The sequence below is a fragment of the Fodinibius salsisoli genome (genome assembly GCF_026229185.1).
Taxonomy (GTDB): domain Bacteria; phylum Bacteroidota; class Rhodothermia; order Balneolales; family Balneolaceae; genus Fodinibius; species Fodinibius salsisoli.
This window is the reverse complement of sequence record NZ_JAGGJA010000008.1, coordinates 93,723-111,252: the sequence shown is the minus strand read 5'-3', so window position 1 is coordinate 111,252 and position 17,530 is coordinate 93,723. Positions and strand designations below refer to the sequence as shown.

17 protein-coding genes are annotated in these 17,530 nt (G+C 44.7%); 4 read left to right on the top strand and 13 right to left on the bottom strand.

The annotated features are described in order from the left end of the window. Positions 1 to 2: 2 nt before the first annotated feature. The 12 genes from mrdA to J6I44_RS12800 form a co-directional block, all read right to left on the bottom strand. A complete protein-coding gene (gene mrdA, locus J6I44_RS12855; RefSeq protein ID WP_265766550.1) occupies positions 3 to 1,829 on the bottom strand; it encodes a penicillin-binding protein 2 in 1,827 nt (608 codons plus the stop codon). A gap of 10 nt (positions 1,830 to 1,839) precedes the next feature. Continuing rightward, a complete protein-coding gene (gene mreD, locus J6I44_RS12850) occupies positions 1,840 to 2,313 on the bottom strand; it encodes a rod shape-determining protein MreD (RefSeq protein WP_265766549.1) in 474 nt (157 codons plus the stop codon). After that, positions 2,310 to 3,152, bottom strand: coding sequence for a rod shape-determining protein MreC (gene mreC / locus J6I44_RS12845; RefSeq protein ID WP_265766548.1), 843 nt, complete (start codon positions 3,150 to 3,152; stop codon positions 2,310 to 2,312). The genes mreD and mreC overlap by 4 nt, the downstream gene beginning before the upstream one ends. A 15-nt stretch (positions 3,153 to 3,167) precedes the next feature. Continuing rightward, positions 3,168 to 4,220: a rod shape-determining protein gene (locus J6I44_RS12840; RefSeq protein WP_265766547.1), complete on the bottom strand. Its 1,053-nt coding sequence runs from the start codon at positions 4,218 to 4,220 to the stop codon at positions 3,168 to 3,170. Between the two features lie 132 nt (positions 4,221 to 4,352). Then, complete coding sequence (gene purH / locus J6I44_RS12835; RefSeq protein ID WP_265766546.1) at positions 4,353 to 5,933, bottom strand: bifunctional phosphoribosylaminoimidazolecarboxamide formyltransferase/IMP cyclohydrolase; 1,581 nt, start codon at positions 5,931 to 5,933, stop codon at positions 4,353 to 4,355. Between the two features lie 2 nt (positions 5,934 to 5,935). Further along, positions 5,936 to 6,538, bottom strand: a complete 603-nt coding sequence (gene purN / locus J6I44_RS12830; protein WP_265766545.1) for a phosphoribosylglycinamide formyltransferase — start codon at positions 6,536 to 6,538, stop codon at positions 5,936 to 5,938. A 95-nt stretch (positions 6,539 to 6,633) separates the two neighbouring features. Further along, positions 6,634 to 7,710, bottom strand: a complete 1,077-nt coding sequence (locus J6I44_RS12825) for an AI-2E family transporter (RefSeq protein ID WP_265766544.1) — start codon at positions 7,708 to 7,710, stop codon at positions 6,634 to 6,636. Continuing rightward, on the bottom strand, positions 7,707 to 8,375 hold the full coding sequence (locus J6I44_RS12820) for a regulatory protein RecX (RefSeq protein ID WP_265766543.1): 669 nt from the start codon (positions 8,373 to 8,375) through the stop codon (positions 7,707 to 7,709). Before J6I44_RS12820 ends, J6I44_RS12825 begins: the two co-directional genes overlap by 4 nt. Before the next feature lie 2 nt (positions 8,376 to 8,377). Further along, positions 8,378 to 9,430: a recombinase RecA gene (gene recA / locus J6I44_RS12815; protein WP_265766542.1), complete on the bottom strand. Its 1,053-nt coding sequence runs from the start codon at positions 9,428 to 9,430 to the stop codon at positions 8,378 to 8,380. A gap of 89 nt (positions 9,431 to 9,519) precedes the next feature. After that, positions 9,520 to 9,891, bottom strand: a complete 372-nt coding sequence (locus J6I44_RS12810; protein WP_265766541.1) for a GxxExxY protein — start codon at positions 9,889 to 9,891, stop codon at positions 9,520 to 9,522. A gap of 137 nt (positions 9,892 to 10,028) precedes the next feature. Continuing rightward, the gene (locus J6I44_RS12805; RefSeq protein WP_265766540.1) at positions 10,029 to 11,216 is read right to left on the bottom strand and encodes an aminotransferase class V-fold PLP-dependent enzyme; all 1,188 of its coding nucleotides are present in this window, start codon (positions 11,214 to 11,216) and stop codon (positions 10,029 to 10,031) included. A 17-nt stretch (positions 11,217 to 11,233) separates the two neighbouring features. Continuing rightward, entirely contained in the window at positions 11,234 to 12,016 is a 783-nt protein-coding gene (locus tag J6I44_RS12800) for a tryptophan 2,3-dioxygenase (protein ID WP_265766539.1), read from the bottom strand. 138 nt (positions 12,017 to 12,154) lie between these two features. Between J6I44_RS12800 and J6I44_RS12795 the strand changes: the two genes are divergently transcribed. Both J6I44_RS12795 and J6I44_RS12790 read left to right on the top strand, forming a co-directional pair. After that, positions 12,155 to 13,006 (top strand): hypothetical protein, encoded by an 852-nt coding sequence (locus tag J6I44_RS12795; protein ID WP_265766538.1) that lies wholly within the window; start codon positions 12,155 to 12,157, stop codon positions 13,004 to 13,006. 5 nt (positions 13,007 to 13,011) lie between these two features. Continuing rightward, positions 13,012 to 13,776, top strand: coding sequence for a TatD family hydrolase (locus J6I44_RS12790; RefSeq protein ID WP_265766537.1), 765 nt, complete (start codon positions 13,012 to 13,014; stop codon positions 13,774 to 13,776). Here the strand turns inward: J6I44_RS12790 and J6I44_RS12785 are convergent. Next, entirely contained in the window at positions 13,756 to 14,892 is a 1,137-nt protein-coding gene (locus J6I44_RS12785; protein ID WP_265766536.1) for a 4-phosphoerythronate dehydrogenase, read from the bottom strand. The two genes, J6I44_RS12790 and J6I44_RS12785, sit on opposite strands and share 21 nt — an antisense overlap. A 72-nt stretch (positions 14,893 to 14,964) precedes the next feature. On the opposite strand from J6I44_RS12785, the gene J6I44_RS12780 reads away from it, so the two are divergent. After that, the gene (locus tag J6I44_RS12780; protein WP_265766535.1) at positions 14,965 to 16,308 is read left to right on the top strand and encodes a thymidine phosphorylase; all 1,344 of its coding nucleotides are present in this window, start codon (positions 14,965 to 14,967) and stop codon (positions 16,306 to 16,308) included. 339 nt (positions 16,309 to 16,647) lie between these two features. Beyond that, positions 16,648 to 17,433 carry a PspA/IM30 family protein gene (locus J6I44_RS12775; RefSeq protein ID WP_265766534.1) on the top strand — a complete coding sequence of 262 codons (786 nt, stop codon included), beginning with the start codon at positions 16,648 to 16,650 and terminating at the stop codon, positions 17,431 to 17,433. Positions 17,434 to 17,530: the final 97 nt, after the last annotated feature.

Below are 17,530 nucleotides of genomic sequence, written 5' to 3'. Positions count from 1 at the left end.
TTTTAGCTATCTTCTGTTTGATATTTAAATTCTTTTACTCGCTCATAAACATAAGGCCGGTCAATTTTACCGGTGAGATACCTTTCTACTAACAGGGATGCAATAGGTGAGGCAGATTGTGAGCCATAGCCTCCATTTTCGATAAGAACCGCAACGGCTATCTGCGGATTATCCAACGGGGCAAAACAGATAAACCAACCGTGGTCTTCGCCATGTGGGTTTTGGGCCGTTCCTGTTTTGCCAGCAACCTTTACGCTATCCAGGTCGGCATAGTAACGTCCACTTCCTGTGGTTACCACCCGACGCATACCAGCCTTAACAGTCTCGATTTCTTGTTGTCCAATCCAGCTAATTTTGATGGTATCCGGATTTACAAGATTGACTGTGCCATTACTTTGGGCAATGGAGTGAACGAGATGGGGTTTAACAGCATAACCTCCGTTGGCAATTTGTGAAGCAACCGTTGCCATTTGTAGTGGGGAGGCAGCCATAAATCCCTGGCCAATTCCCAAGCTAAGCTGATCACCAATTCCCCATGTTCCTTCGCCTAAAACATCATTCAGGTAGGTACTGTCCGGTAAAATGCCGGCCGTTTCGTTGGGCAGATCAATTCCAGTAGGTTGACCGAGGCCAAATGTAGAGGCAAGCTCATACCATCGGTCAATACTGTAGGTATGCACCATCTTATCCATCAACCAAAAGAAGAAAGTATTGCTTGATTCCTGTAGCGCCTTTCCAATGTTATACTGTCCGGGATCCGCAAGGTCGTTATAACGGCGCCCACGGGAGTAATAACCAGGATTGTAAATAGTTTTCCGGGGAGTTATAAGGTCCATTTCGAGCCCCATGAGTCCCATTAACGGCTTAAAAGTAGAGCCGGGCGGTTGTTTGCTGGAGCTGGCCCTGTTAAAAAGCGGGTTTTCGGGATCGGTATTAATATTTTTCCAATAGTCTCCATCAATACGGCCTGAGAGCCGGCGAATATCGTACTGAGGGGCGCTCACCATACTCAGGATACCCCCTGTTTGGGGATTCATTGCTACAACAGCCCCTCGTTTGCCGTCCATAAGATCCTCGGCCAAAAGTTGAAGGTCAGCATCAATGGTTGTACGCAGGTCAGCACCTTTGACCGGAGCTTCATCAATAGCCCCATCTTGGTATGATCCCAGGTTCTGCCCCATGGCATTTACCAGAACGTATTCGGTACCATATTCCCCTTTAAGCTGAGGTTCGTAGGTCTTTTCAAGTCCGGTCTTTCCTATCTTATCTCCCAGATGATAATTTTTCTGCTGTAGATATTCTTCTTTGGATACTTCGCGCAGGTAGCCAAATACATGGGAGGCCTGCAGGCTATCAATAGGATAGTCGCGTTTACTTTCAATCTGATGGCCTATCCCGGGAAGCTGCCAAATATTTTCCTGGATCATTGAGAAAGTTTTGAAATCAATTTCTGTGAAGAGGCGGGACGTTCGGTACCGGGAATACGAGCGGGCCTCCTCAATTTTATTTCGTACCTCTTTAACCGGCACGTTGAGCAATTCCGCCAATAGAGGGGTTTTAGTCGAGTCGTAACTGGCCGGCATTATGGTGATAGAATAAATTGGCTTATTATCAACCATAAGCTTACCATGCCGATCATAGATAAGTCCACGTGCCGGGTTTACATTTTGCTGACGCAGTGCATTTTGACGACTAAGGGGCTCGTAGGTTTTATAGTCCAGAATTTGCAGCTGGAATAACCGGCCCAAGATCACCAACCCAAGCAGAATGATGATTGCCTGTAAAACGCGAATCGAAATTTGGGTACGTTTCTTTTTGCGTTGTGCCATTTAGTTGCTGTTAACTTTTATTCCTAAACAGGTATATAACGCTTGCGATAACTGCCGAGTATAAGCTACTCCCAATTAAATGATTCCAAAACAGTAATTCTGCAGAATAGTTCTGGATGAACATATTGAGTCCTAAAAAAATGAGGTTTTGTAAAAAAGCAGCTAATAGTACGGTTAAGCCTACCGGGCCTATCGATAAGGTTATGGCTCGTGTCTTTGGGATGAAGCGATGGCTTATATAAACTAATAGGGTTTTGGTAAACATGTGCAAGCCCCAAAGATCCAGTAAGAAGTCCTGAAAGAAACCCAGAAGTGCTGCCATCAATAAGGCGGCTGTTCTGTTTTGCCTGCTCATGTACCACACCAGAAAAATGAGTACCAGATCCGGTTGTGCATGAAAAACAGTTAAATGCCTAAATAAAACAACTTGTAGAAGTAGAAAAACAAGCCCTATGCCTAAATGTGTTAGCTGTTTTTTACTCATTCTAATACTTCTTTATACTGTTCCCGGAGGTCTTGTATGGAAGTATCAGGAGTAAACTTTATCACAAAGCCAGCGTCCATTTGATACAGGTTAACCAAGGGTTTTAGAAAAATATTTTGGGTATCTTTTCCTTTTTGAGGTTCTGCCCGTATAACCTTTCCAATAGGAATATCCGGTGGAAATTGGTTGCTATAACCGGAGGTAATAACCGTTTCACCCGTATCTACAGCCACAGTCTGTGGAATATAATCAAGTTGTAACTCATCAATAGTTTGAGGGTTCGTGGAAACAATGCCATAGGCATTAGACTGTTGTAGTTTAGCACTAACTCTAAAAAGGCTGTTCAAAAAGGGCATAACCTGGGAATAGTTCTTATTTGTGAGAACAACTTTGCCGGCTAAGCCCTCGGAGGAGACCACCGGCATCCCTTTTTCTATACCTTGATTTGTACCGGCATCAATGGTAAAAAAGTTGGAAGTTTCTTTTAACTCTTTGGCAACTACTTGAACAGGGTAGAGGCTTAGGTTACTTTCCCGGCCAAATTCCAACAGCTGTCGTAACCGCTTGTTTTCCTGGTCTGCCGCTCGAAGGCGGCTAAGTTCATCCAGTAGCAGAACATTCTGTTTTCGCAGATAGGTATTGGTTTTAAGAGCCTGTCGGTAAATTCGGATACTGGAGAGTGGTTCTTCCAGATAACTAAATACAGTAACAGATGCTTTTCGAAGGTTATCGAGCCCTCCTTGATGCCGACCCATCATAAGCGCAATAGCAGCGACCAAAATAATCGCTGTAAGAATGTGATCTTTTAAATGAGCTATGCCGGGAAAAGGTAGTTGCATTCACTCTGATGTGGCTTATGTAATTACTGTTCGATAGTGTTCCAGATCTTCAAGGATGGATCCTGTACCACGTACAACAGCCGTTAGAGGTTCTTCGGCTATGTGAACCGGTAGCTCTGTTGTTTCCCTGATGAGCTTATCCAGGTTTTTAAGTTTGGCGCCTCCACCGGTTAACAAAATCCCGCGATCCAGGATATCAGCTGAAAGCTCGGGAGGAGTCTGTTCGAGCGATTTTGTAATAGATTCAACAATGGTATTTACCGATTCTGAGATGGCTTCTCGAACATCTTTGGAGGTTACGTGGCGTGTCCGGGGCACCCCGTTGACCAGATCCCGCCCTTTCGTATCCATTTCTAACTCTTCATCAAGCGGAGCAGCAGAACCGATCTCACACTTAATTTTTTCAGCGGTTCGTTCACCAATCAACAGGTTATGATTACGGCGGAAATAGTTGATGATATCTTCGTTCATTTCGTCGCCACCCAGCCGGACAGATTGTGCAAAAACAATACCCGAAAGAGCAATAACGGCAATTTCAGTCGTTCCACCTCCCACATCGACAATCATATTTCCGATGGGTTCATGAACGTTTAGGCCAATTCCAATTGCAGCGGCCATCGGCTCATCAACCAAGTGGACTGATTTGGCACCAGCATGTTCAGCGCTGTCGCGCACGGCTCGTCGCTCAACCTCGGTAATGCCGCTGGGCACACAAACGACCATTTGACGCGTGCTGGAATACCATTTCATTTTCACTTTATCGATCATGCCGCGAATCATCTGCTCGGCCACTTCAAAGTCGGCAATGACGCCGTCGCGCAAAGGGCGAACGGTACGAATATTCTTATGAGTTTTCTCGTGCATCAGCCGAGCCTCATGGCCCGTGGCAACTGGCTCGTTTTGCATGTTGAGTGCTACAATTGAAGGTTCGTTTAATACGATCCCTTCTCCTCGGGCATAGATAAGTGTGTTGGCTGTGCCTAAGTCAATGGCAATATCGGTATAGAGCCAATCAAACCAGCCTTTTTTGTTTTTTCTCCTTTTTGTTTTTTGTGCGTTTTTATCCATGTGTTAAGAATGTAGATGAGCTGACAGTAATCGAATTATGTCCTGATAAAAATATCAAAGTGAAAATACAATTTTGTCCGTCTATTTGCGAATAAATAAGAATAAAAGTGAAAATGAAAATCTGGGCCGAAATTAGTGTCTAAACAGTCGTTTTCCGGTGAATACCATTGTTAAATCAAGCTTGTTGGCGGCTTCTATAACTTGTTCGTCGCGAATGCTTCCTCCCGGTTGGATGACAGCGGTTGCGCCAGCTTCAGCGGCAGCTTCAACACCATCGGGGAAAGGAAAGAATGCATCGGAGGCAATGGCCGTGCCGTCGAGCGCTAACCCTTCTTCCTCTGCTTTGGCAATAGCTATTTGTGAAGCTTCCACCCGGCTTGTTTGTCCGGTGCCAATACCTATGGTCTGCTGATCTTTGGCATACACAATAGCATTCGATTTTACATGCTTAACGACCTGCCAGGCAAACAGCATATCCTGGATTTCTTTTTCGGTCGGTTCGCGCTGAGTTACAACTTTTAAATCATCTTCTGTGGTCACCTCAAAGTCGGCGTCTTGGCTTAACGCTCCCCCAAAGATAGAGCGAAACTGTTTTTCGGCTTTGCTGCTGAGCTGTTTCTTATGGAGGATGAGGCGCCGGTTCTTCTTTTGCTTGAGCAAGTCCAGAGCATCATCGGAGTATGAAGGAGCAATGATGATTTCAGTAAAAATTTCGTCAATGGATTCGGCGGTTGCAAGGTCCAGCTCCCTGTTTACTACCACAATGCCTCCGAATGGAGATTTGGTATCTGTCTGGAAGGCTTTATCCCAGGCTTTATGGAGGTTTTTATCCGTAGCAATACCGCAGGGTACTGTATGTTTGAAGATGGCGCAAGTCGGATCAGCCTGCTGAAAATCGGCAATCAGTCGCAGGGCTCCATCCACATCCAGGAAGTTATTATAGCTCAACTGTTTACCGTGGAAGCAGTCAATAAATTCATCCTGATAGCCATAGACCGCCGCTTTTTGATGCGGGTTTTCGCCGTACCGTAGTCCCTGCGACTTGGGCAGTGAGATATTCAGTTGTTCGGGCTGATCGTCTTCTTCTGCCGTCAATTCATTGAAATAGTTGGCAATGTGGGCATCATAGTGTGCTGTATGATTAAAGGCTTCTTTAGCCCACTGCCGACGTTTTTCAAAGGTGATTTTGCCTTCATTTTTAAATTCATCAATAAACTCCTGATACTGTTCCGGAGCCGTTAGGGTACACACATGCGCAAAGTTTTTCGCTGAGGCTCGAATCATAGTGGGACCACCGATGTCAATGTTTTCAGTGGCAATAGCCGGTGTGCAGTTGGGGTCAGCAGTAGCCTCTTGGAAAGGGTAGAGGTTTACAACGACCAACTCGATGGGAGCAATGCTCAACCGTTTCATTTCATCAACATCCGCTTGGTGGCTGGTTCGGCCCAACAGCGCGCCGTGGATAAGTGGATGCAAGGTTTTTACCCGTCCGTCAAGGCATTCCTCGAAACCGGTAATGTCGCTTACATCAGTTACCGGGATATCGGCCTCCCGAATAGTACGGGCTGTGCCGCCCGTGGAAATAAGCTCTACATCTGCATCGTGTAAAGCTTTAGCTAACGGAATGATATTTGTTTTATCTGAGACCGAAAGCAGGGCGCGTTTTATGGGAAGTGAATGCTGAGGAAGTTCGTCGAGAGGTTGTAAAGACACAGTTATGAGTTGGTTTTAGAATTTAGTTCGTTAGCAAGTTTAGCAATAACTTCTGGAAATAGAATATGTTCCTGTTCGAGTACACGAGCGGCCAGTGTTGAGGCGTCATCCGATTCGTAAACGGGAACTTTTCGCTGCCCCAGGATGGGGCCATCATCATAGATTTCCGTCACCAGGTGTACCGTACAACCGGATTCTGTTTCGTCATTATCAATGACGGCCTGGTGCACCCGATGTCCATAGAATCCTTTGCCCCCGTATTTAGGTAGTAAGGATGGATGGATGTTGAGAATTCTTCCTTCGTATTCCTGGATGACAGGGGCCGGAACTTTAATCATATAGCCGGCGAGTACGATAAGGTCTGTTTTCCATTGTTCCAGCTGTTCGAGAAGGGCTTCTGCAAAAGCCGAGGTGCCAGCGAAGTCAGTAGGGGTAATCGTAACATGATCAATGTTATGCTTCTGGGCCCGATCAATAGACTGGATACCGTTCTTATTTGTTATTAAGCCCCGAATTTGGCCCTTAATTTGACCGTCTTCGGCTGCATCAATGATAGATTGAAAATTGGTTCCGGAACCGGATGCGAATACAACGATATTTAGCAATGGAGAATGACGATAGAGGTTGCTGTCAGTTCGTTCGCAAAGATAAGTAAAAAAGATTAGATATTAAGGACCAAATCAATAAAATGCCTTTCCCGTTAGGTGTCAGGAGAGCCAACAGACCGAAAAACATAATAATTATTAAGGCTCCAGCGAATTTGGTTGATCGTAATTTTGATAACCGTAGCAATAGGGATAGCTACAAGCATGCCCAAAATACCCGCTATTTCGGCGCCAATCATGATAATAAATAGAATAGCGACGGGATGAATTTCTGCCGACCGTGAAAAGATGAACGGTTGGAGAATGATATTATCGAGCAGTTGTACCATCAGGATGGCTATGATGCAGGGCAGTACCAGCGAAAAATTTCCTACTTCGATAATGGAGACGGTTATAGAGAGGAGATATCCAATTGCAGGGCCAAAATAGGGGATGGTATTGGCCAGCCCAACGGCAATACCTACAGAAAGTGCGTTATTGAGTCCAACAATGGAAAGACCCAACCATGAGGTTAAAGCAACAATAAGACTCTGCAGCATCACACTTCGGAAATAGATGCCCAGGCGCGTCTCAATTTTATCGATTAGGCTGAGGGTTGTCTCAAAATACTTGTTGGGGACAAGTTGAAGAATGTCTCGACGAATTTTAGAGCCATCTTTCAAAAAGAAAAACGTTGCAAAGGGAATGACCAGGGAAGCCCAGAAAATATTTGTAAACAGGCCAATAAGGTTGCTTAAGGCTGTTGGTAGTTGACCGATGTTAAATACTTCTTGCAGCATCCCGGTAATATTTGTACTCAAGAACTGTTCCGGCAAGAAGGTGAAGTTTTTTGTAAGGCGTTCTTCCACCTGCCGGGTAATATCCTGGATGGTCTGAATGTTAAGCTGCCCGGCCAATTCTACCATCTGGTTGGCAATGACAGGGAAAATGTTGGTTGATATCCAGACGAGTATCAGGATGAGCGCACTAAGGGTAAGCACAATAGCAAAGGTGCGGTTGATACCGGCTGATTGAATACGGTTGACTACCGGATCAAGGATATAGCTAATCATAATGGCGACGATGGCATAGCCCACGAGCGTGCCAAAATAATAGAGCAGGTAGAATAGCAGCACTATTGCTGCAAGTGCCAGTGCTGATTTTATAAGTCGTTCGAGGGTAATGTTGTTCATTCTTCAATAACCGCCATAAGCTTATCGATGCAAGAATAAATGCTTGATGATCGATATCCCTTGCGAGCAAGATAAGCAATTACTTTCTTCTTGCGTTTCAACAGGTTTTGTTCTCGACGAAAATGTCGCTTCCTTTTAGTAATTAAATGTATAAAAGTTTCTGTTAAATCTTCATTTTTAAATACTTCTGTGGCGCATTTCTCTGCGATATTCCGACCTATCCCTTTTTGCATAAGGTGAGCCTTTATTTTAGATGGCCCCCAGTTATTAAGCCGTTTCTTGTTGGAAGCATACATTCGGGCAAAGCTGGGATCATCGATATAGCCCTTTTCTTCAAGCTCATCCAGAACAGAGAGAATGACCTCTTGGGTGTAATCCTTCCGGAGAGCTTTGTTAAGTAGTTCTTTCCTTGAATGGTTGCGACTACCCAGACGCTTAAGTAAATACGCTTTTACAGCAAACCGTCCCTCTTCTCGCTGTATCTTTTTAAAAAGCAAAGGCGTCACCTCAGCGCCTTTACGTAAACTGAATTTAATAAGTGTCTCTTCGCTGACGCCGATCAGGAATTGTTCATCAACAAAGATAGAGTACCGTTCTTTATTGTTTTTCTGTACGGCGATGGAGGTGATTGTTCCTGGTAGCTGATGCTCCTGTGCATTGCTCATTCCTAATCGTCACTTTTTTCCTCGTCAGAGCCATCCTCACCATTTTGGGCTTCGGTCTCGGGTTCTGGATTCATTTCATCACGGACCATCTGTTCGATATTTTCCGCCAGCTCCGGATCTGACTTAAGAAATTCAATCGCATTATCGGTTCCTTGACCAATGGGTTCTCCACCATATCGATACCAGCTGCCGCGTTTTTCAATAATATCATATTCGACGGCCATATCCAGTACCTCGGCCAGCCGTGAAATTCCTTTACCATACATGATGTTGAATTCCACAACCTTAAAAGGAGGAGCAACTTTATTTTTAACCACCTTCACTTTGGTTCGGTTACCGACTACATCGCTGCCATTCTTAAGAGATCCGATTCGACGGATATCCATCCGGACCGAGGAGTAAAATTTCAGGGCACGTCCACCTGAAGTTGTCTCCGGGTTGCCAAACATGACCCCGATTTTTTCACGAATCTGGTTAATGAAGATTACCGATGTTCGCGTTTTATTAATGATACCGGTTATTTTACGCATCGCCTGCGACATGAGACGAGCCTGTAAGCCCATGTGAGAATCGCCCATCTCGCCTTCCAATTCAGCCCGGGGTACGAGAGCGGCAACCGAATCCACAACAATAACATCTAAGGCGGCAGAACGGATGAGCGTTTCCGTAATTTCTAGTGCCTGTTCTCCACTGTCAGGTTGAGAGACCAACAGCTCATCGGTGTTAATGCCCAGGTTTTTTGCGTACCGCGGATCAAAAGCGTGCTCAGCATCCACAAAAGCAGCATAGCCGCCTGCTTTCTGTGCTTCTGCTACTATATGCATAGCCAAGGTTGTTTTACCACTACCTTCCGGACCGTAAATTTCGGTAATACGTCCACGTGGCACTCCGCCCACACCGAGCGCATGGTCAATCATAAGTGAGCCCGTTGAAATGCTGGGAACGTTTTTTACGGCCTCATCACCCAACCGCATGATGGTGCCTTTACCATGCTGTTTTTCAATTTGACCGATGGCCATATCCAGTGCCTTGTCGCGATCTTTGTTATCAGACATAATGTAGTTTCTAAATTAGCTTTAAATTTTTTCACTGGTTAATATATCAAATAAAACTGACAACATAGTGTCAGCGCAATTAAAAAAAATCAGTTGATAAATCGTTTTAATCCATTCTTTAATAGATTCACGTCGAAATTTATTAACAGACCAACTTTATAATTTCCAAGTCTCAAGTAGGTTAATAGCTGAGCTGTATGCACATCAGTTAATGTTTCTACAGTCTTTAGTTCTACAACAACTTTTTTGTCAATAAGTAAATCTAATCGATACCCATGTTCTAAATGAATTTTTTTGTAGATAACAGGAACGGGGACCTGCTCTTCGACCAACAGACCTGACTCATTAATCTCGTATGCAAGACATTGTTGATATGCTGATTCTAAAAGGCCTGGCCCAAGTTGTTTGTGTACCTCAATAGCAGCTTTTATAACATTATGTGTTATATCATTAAGTTTCATAAATTCCTCCGTGTAGCTCGGTGTTTGACACTGTGGTGCTCTGTGAAATATTACACTGAGTAACTCAAAGAAGTCACAGAGATACACTGAGTCTTTATAAGTAAGTACCTTTAAAAGCCAAATCCTTACAGATTTTTTTATGGCTGGAGGCGGTTTACGACTTTTGACAGCTCAGTGATGACGGTTTTGATCTGTTCAGAGGTAACATAGGGGGCAGGTCCCAGTCGCAGGACATCGCCACGGGCATCAGTATAGATGTTTTTTTCCATTAGCTCTGCACGAATCGTTCGAGCATAGGGAGATCGCAGGGCTAAAAAGCCTCCATTTTGTTCCAGCGGCTGGCGATGATATAATTTTATGAGTTTGGCATTAAAGTCTTGGGCCAGGAATTGTTTTCTGAGAAGTTTAAGCTGTCTCAGATACTGTTGGCGCAATACGGAAGGGGAGAGATCCTGCTCTTCAAAAAATGCAACGACCTTGGCAGCACGGAACTGGGCCGTGGGATCATAAGTGCCAGTTGCAAACCGCTGATTCCCGTCATCATATTCAATTTTTCCCGGAGAGCGGGGATCATCCAGTGTGCTAAAAGAAGCAAACCAGCCGGTAATGGCGGGCCTAAGAGCACAACCTTCAGGGAAGCGCAGAAAGCAGTTTCCTTCTCCCCATTGCAAGTATTTGTATCCACCGACCAGGAAATAACAGTCTTCAAGTTCGGCATCCCGAAGGGAGAGAGGCACTACATTGGTTCCGTGGTAGTCATCAACGAGCAAAGGAACGTTATTTTTCCGGGCAATTTCAGCAATATCTGATAAATGCTGATTAATGAGTCCGCTTTCAAAAAAGACGCGCGACAACATGATGGCCGCGGTCTTGGAATCAATGAGTTGCTCTATGTCTGAAGCGAGGGCATCGGAATGCCCTTCTGTATAGCAAATTTCCAGTCCTTCCTCTTCCAATCGATGCAGCTGCCGATACATAGAATGAAACTCACTGTCGGTAGTAATGATTTTAGGCTTCTCATTGAGGTCAAAGCTGGAGAGCCAGGAAACCAAAAGTTGATGCGTATTTTCTCCCTGGCAGTACAATCCATCGGGGTCATCATAATAGCCGCGCAGATAGTCGCGGAGGATCTCAGTTTTTTTGAAGGCTGTTTCCCACTTATTATCTACTTGGCCCGCAGCCACCTGGAAAGATTCTTCTACTCCTTTGAGGGCTACATCCGGCCAGGCCTGATGCGAATGGCCGGTAAAAAGCAGTCGGTTGGCTACGTTAAAATGTGCATAATGGGGCTGTAACTGGCTGGCCAGTTGGTCAATATCATTCATAATAATTATTTACTGGATTATATCTCAGATCTGATTTCCCATAAATCCGGGAAGATACGTCGGTGCAGTGTACGTCGAAGGTACTCTACCCCACTGGAGCCGCCCGTCCCCATTTTGTTACCGATCGTCCGTTCCACCATTTTAACGTGGCGGTAACGCCATTCCTGCAGTCCCTCGTCAAAATCCACCAGCAGCTCACAGAGCATGGTTTTCTCCGGATCGTTATTCATAATGTGGAGCAGTACGTTCTGGTTGTGAGACGAGGGGTCATATAGCAAGCCTCGGTCATTTTTACGCTCTGGGGTATGGATATCATATCCACTTTTTTGCAGGTATGTGCAAAAACATTCCCATATTGTTGGCTCTTCCATTCGTTCTTTAAGGCGCTGCACATATTGAGGGGTATCCTCATGCGTTTTGAGCATCCGCGGTGACCGGTGCCCGCACAGAATTTCAACTTCCCGAAATTGTACTGACTGAAAGCCGCTGGACTCATCCAGGAAGCCACGGAAGCTTTCGAACTCCAGGGGCGTCATGGTTTCCAGAATATCAATTTGGGCAACCATTGTTTTGAGGATTGTCAGAATGCGTTTCATCGTCTTGACGGCCCCCCAAGTCTGGGTTCCGGTTAAATTATTTCGTAACTTTGTCGTTTCATGTAGGATTTGTTTAAACCAAAGTTCATAGGTCTGATGGATGATGATGAATAGCATTTCATCATGTTCTTTTGGCTCAGATTGTAGTTGCTGAAGATCGAGTAATTCCTCAATTTTAAGATAGCTATTGTACGTCAGTTTCATCGGATGTTTGGTTTCTGCTTGAATTTGATCCTGAATGATAGGTAGAATTCTGGCGAGTCTCTATTTTAGAGCAGTAATTTTTCAAGATGTGAAGAAAAATTCTTAGATTTGCACGCAAATTATAAATAAAATGTTTCTATGAGTATTTTAATCGCCGACAGCGGCGCAACCAAGACAGAATGGTGTTTAAAGTCGGCAGACGAGCAAAAAATTATCAAAACCGAAGGGCTCAACCCCTATTATCATACCACTGAAAGTATCGAGAGGGTGTTAGATCAAGGACTCTCGAAACAGCTGGAAGATAAAGCCGATATATCGGATATCTATTTCTATGGAGCTGGTTGTGATAGTGAAGAGAAAAAGGAGGTTGTCAATACGGCACTGAATGCCAGCTTCCCAGATGCAACCATCCATCTTTTTCATGATTTGTTGGGTGCGGCCCGGGCTTGCTTCTTTGATAAGCCAGGGATTGCCTGTATTCTCGGCACCGGTTCCAATTCCTGCCTGTATGATGGAACAAAGATTGTGGAACACATTCCTTCCCTGGCCTTTATATTAGGCGATGAAGGCAGTGCCGGTTACTTTGGCAAGCAGTTGATCAATAAATATTACCGCTTTGAGCTTCCGGATGAGCTGAAGAAAGATTTAGAAGAGAATTATGATATGTCTCTCGAACATATTAATGAAGGACTGTATGACGGGTCACAAAAAAGTCGATTTATCGCTTCCTATGCGTCTTTTTTAGGGAAGCATGATGATCATCCATTCGTTAAGAAGATGCTTCACGAAGGTTTCGAAAATTTCATCACACGTATCGTAATGAAATATACGGATGCTCTCAAATATGAAGTCCGTTTTATTGGATCTGTAGCGCACGGACATCAGGAGATGATTAATGGAATATTGAACGAGCACGGCATGAAAGCGGGGCAGTATATTAGTAAGCCCATGAAGCGACTCGTTGAATATCATTCGATAGAAGTCCATTAGTCATTGTGATTGACACCCACTGCCATCTCTATTTAGAGCAGTTTGAGAAAGATATCGATAAGGTATTGAGCCGTGCAGCTCAGGCGGGCCTCTCGGATATCCTGATGCCGGCCATTACCTTTGATTCTCTGCCCAAGATGGACCAGCTGTCTCATCCGGATATAGATTTCCATAAAATGGCTGGTATCCATCCAACGTCCGTTAACGACGGTAAGCAGGCTACCGAGGAAACCCTCTATGAATATTGCAAACAAGCTGATATCATAGGCGTAGGGGAGACGGGCTTGGATTATTACTGGAGCGATGATTTTAAAGCTGAACAGCAAGAGAGTCTGCGTATCCATTGCAGGGTAGCCAAAGCCGTCCAGAAACCGATTATTTTACATAACAGATCGAGTACCGAAGATCTATTGAAAATTATTGAAGAAGAGCAGGATGGTTCTCTGTCGGGTATATGGCACTGTTTTAACGGTTCGGAGGAAGAAGGGAAACGGACTATCGACTTGGGCCTGCACTTGGGAATTGGCGGCATTTTCACTTTTAAGAATGCCGGCGTTGATAAAACGGTTGCTCAACTGCCCCTGGATAAAATGATGCTTGAGACGGATGCACCCTATCTGGCTCCTGCTCCTAAACGGGGAAAACGAAACGAGCCGGCCTTCATCGTACATACGGCAAAACGACTGGCCGAAGTTAAGGGGCTACCAGTGGATGAAGTTGAGCGCAAGACGAACCAAATAGCTCGAAAACTATTCGGACTGGCCGATTAGACCAAAGCCCAAATCAGTAAGCACCGGAAAACGATCAAAGTAGCTTGCCGGGAGCTGGATATGGCTGAACTCGTTCCGTAATGGAAATTCAGCGCGTAACTTATTAAAGAGTTCCCCGCGTTGATCTCTATGATTGTTCAGAATATGCTGAAGCCGTGCTTCATATTTTTTAAGTGGATGGAGTTGATGCAATAACTCACCCAAGCTACCAAAGTTATCAACGGTTCCTTCGATTGTTTGTCCTTCTGTTTGCCCTTTGGATGGAGCAGTGGACAAATCAAAGTGTTCAATCAGTGGGTCAGCGATAAATTTAGAGGCATTCTGTTTGGCCTGGATAGAATAGCCGGCGATATGGGGCGTCTTAAAAAATGCTTCTTCTGCTGTTGAAGGACGCAGGTCAGGTTCGTCTTCCCACACATCCAGAATAAAATTGCTCACGTTTTTATTTTGGTGGCTTTGTAAAAGTGACTGTTCATCAATGACTCCTCCCCGGGCCGTATTGATGATAAGCCTAAATTGTCGGGAAGAAAGTTTTTTTTCATTGAGCCAATGATAAGTTGGCCAGTTGCCATCCGAAACAAGGGGAGTGTGGAAGGTCAGAATATCAGCAGAAAGCACCTCTTCTAAAGACGACGACCTAAAGGGGGATTCCCGTTCTTCGCGAGGAGGATCGTAGCAAATAGTTGACATTTGCAGCTTCTCAAGCTGTTGTTCAACCTGAGTACCGACTTCACCCACACCGATAATACCCACCGATAGGTCTTGTAATGATTCGGTCTCTTTTTCTGCCCAAAGCAAGAGGCTGGTGATTACGTATTCAGCTACTGATCGAGCATTACATCCAGCTGCATTTGCAAAAGTGATACCCTGTTCTTTCAGGTAACTTTGGTCCACGTGATCAGTACCTGCCGAACCCGTTCCGATGAACGTAAGCTTTTCTGGAATTTCCGGCAGTGTTTGTGGAGTAATAGCATTTACGGTGCGGATTAACAGGGCGTGGGCTTTATGCAGGTTTTTTGGAAGTCCCTGAGCGGGATCGTAAAGTCGTAAATCAACCGATTCGGGAAGAAAGGAATCAATTTCATACAGATACTGATCTGCAAATACGGTAATCATCGGTTCGTGCTGTTAATTTTTGGGTAAAAATACGTTATTGCAAAGTCAATGAGAAAGTAATGTCTTTTGCCTATGGCTACAAACAACTACAACACTGTTTCACTCATTAGAAAAAAACGGGATGGCGAGGCCCTTGGTCAGCAGGAAATAACCTATCTGATTGAGCAATATACGAATGATCTGTTACCGGATTACCAGATGAGCGCTTTTCTGATGGCCGCTTTTTTAAAAGGATTGAATGATGGGGAAGCTTCTTCGCTTACTCATGCGATGCTGCATTCGGGTAAGGTATTGGATTTAAGTCATATTCCAGGAAAGAAAGTAGATAAGCATTCGACCGGTGGCGTTGGGGATAAGCTGTCGCTCATCCTGGCGCCTATTGTAGCAAGTTATGGCATCCCGGTACCGATGATTTCCGGGCGAGGGTTGGGCCATACCGGCGGCACGCTGGATAAACTGGAATCCATTACGGGCTTTACTGTGGATATGAGTCTTGACCGCTATGAACAGATTTTATCAAAGTGTGGGATGGTGATGGCGGGCCAAACCGAAGAGGTCGCTCCCGCGGATAAGCGGTTATACGCCTTGCGCGATGTGACGGCCACAGTAGAGTCGATTCCACTGATTGCCAGCAGCATCATGAGTAAGAAACTGGCCGAAGGCATCGACGCCCTGGTGCTGGATGTAAAATTTGGATCCGGGGCCTTTATGGAAGCAGAGGAGGATGCGCAGAAGCTGGCCGAGACACTGGTTGCCATAGGCGAAGACTTTGGTAAGGAAACAATCGCTTACCTCACAAATATGAATCAGCCGCTGGGATACAAGATTGGCAACTGGCTGGAGGTAGAAGAAGCAATGGAGGCCTTGCAGGGCCAAGGGCCGCAAGATGTGATGGAAGTGACACACTGGCTGGCGGGTACAATGATTATGCAGGGAGACAAGGCGGAAACCGTGCAACAGGGTATTGAAATGAGTAAAGAAGCGGTGGCTAATGGACAGGCTTTTGAAAAATGGCTGGGGTTGACCAAAGAGCAGGGCGGTGATCCTGCAATCCTGAGAGACTTGAACTTATATCCTGATCCCAAACATAGCTTTACATTTAAGGCGCCTTCGTCGGGTTATGTCTCTGCTATTGATGCTTACAAAACTGGCCTTGCTTCCCTGGAGTTGGGGGCGGGACGCAAAAAGAAAGAAGATGCTGTCGATCCGGTGGCTGGACTGGAACTACATCATAAGGTAGGGGACAAAGTCAGCGAGGGAGATATCCTGGTAACCGGATACACAAGCAAGGAAGCATTTATTGATGCTTCTCAAAAGGAATTAAAGGATGCCTTTACAATTGAAAGCAAAAAGCCAGATCCTATTAAAATGGTTACGCATCGAGTAGATCGGGGTGGACTGCATCCCATTGGTTAGGCTGGGGGGAGCGGTAAATGGGATCATGAGAAGAAGAAACTAAGATGGTGAGCTGCATAACAACTGGGTGTCGTTTTTTAGGACCATAAAACAAAAAGTGGAAATTGGTATAACATTTCAGAATACTTTTCGTAAAGGCTATAAAGATGGTTTTAACAGTTATTTCAATTATATTGCCAATGAACGTCATATAGCTTTACTTTGTATTACGACTGTAGACCTGAATTTAGGGCAGCCACTTTAAATGTTATTAATCAAGTGAAAACAATATAACCATATATACAGTGGTTAACTCTTAAAAATGGGCAAGGGCAAAAACCAATAAAATCAATATACATTATGTTTAAACGCTTTATTCGTGCTATCAAGTCGCTATTCGGTGGATTCGTAAGTTCAATGGAAGATCCCAAGCTTATTTTGGAGCAAAATATTAGGGATTTGAATGACCAAATTCCCCAGATGAATGAAAATATTGCCACAGTGAAGGCCAATATGATCATGCTTCAGAAAGAAGTGAAGAAATACGAAAACCGAATTGAGAATCTTACCTCTAAAATTAAGTCGGCTATTAATGCCGATCGCGATGATATTGCCGAAGGCTATGCGCTGCAGCTGGAAAAGGCGAAAGAAAACCTTTCCACTTCTAGAGAGCAGATGAAATTTGCAGAACAGGCCTATGAGAAAGCGCTGAAAGTTAAAAAAGCATTTATTCGTGAAAAAGACCGCAAAATTCAGGAGGCCAAAGAAGCCTTACGGGCCAGTGAACGAGCCGAGTGGCAGGGAAAGGTCGCCGATGCACTGGAGCAATTTGAAACAGGTGGGCTTGACCAAACACACGATGAAATGGTCAATCGGCTGAATGAAGAAACGGCTAAAAACGAAGCACGTATGGAATTGGCATTGGATAGCGTAGATACGGAAGCAATGGAAATTGAAGCCAATGCCGAGAAACTGCGGGCCAGTGAGCTGGTCAAACAGTTTAAATCAGAGATGGGTAAGGAAGAGACGACAGAAAAAGAAAAAAGCGTCGGCTCTTCCGAAGGAGGAGAAATTGAAATTGATGAAGAATCTACCGAAAAAGAGCAAGGAAAAACGATTGGAAATAAGGAACGGTCGCAGTCTTAAGTGAGAAGCGATCCGACAGACGTGAGAAGCTGGAAGGTTAAAATTACCTTTTGACATGATAATGAAGATTCGTCAGCGTCCTTTAACCTTTAACCTG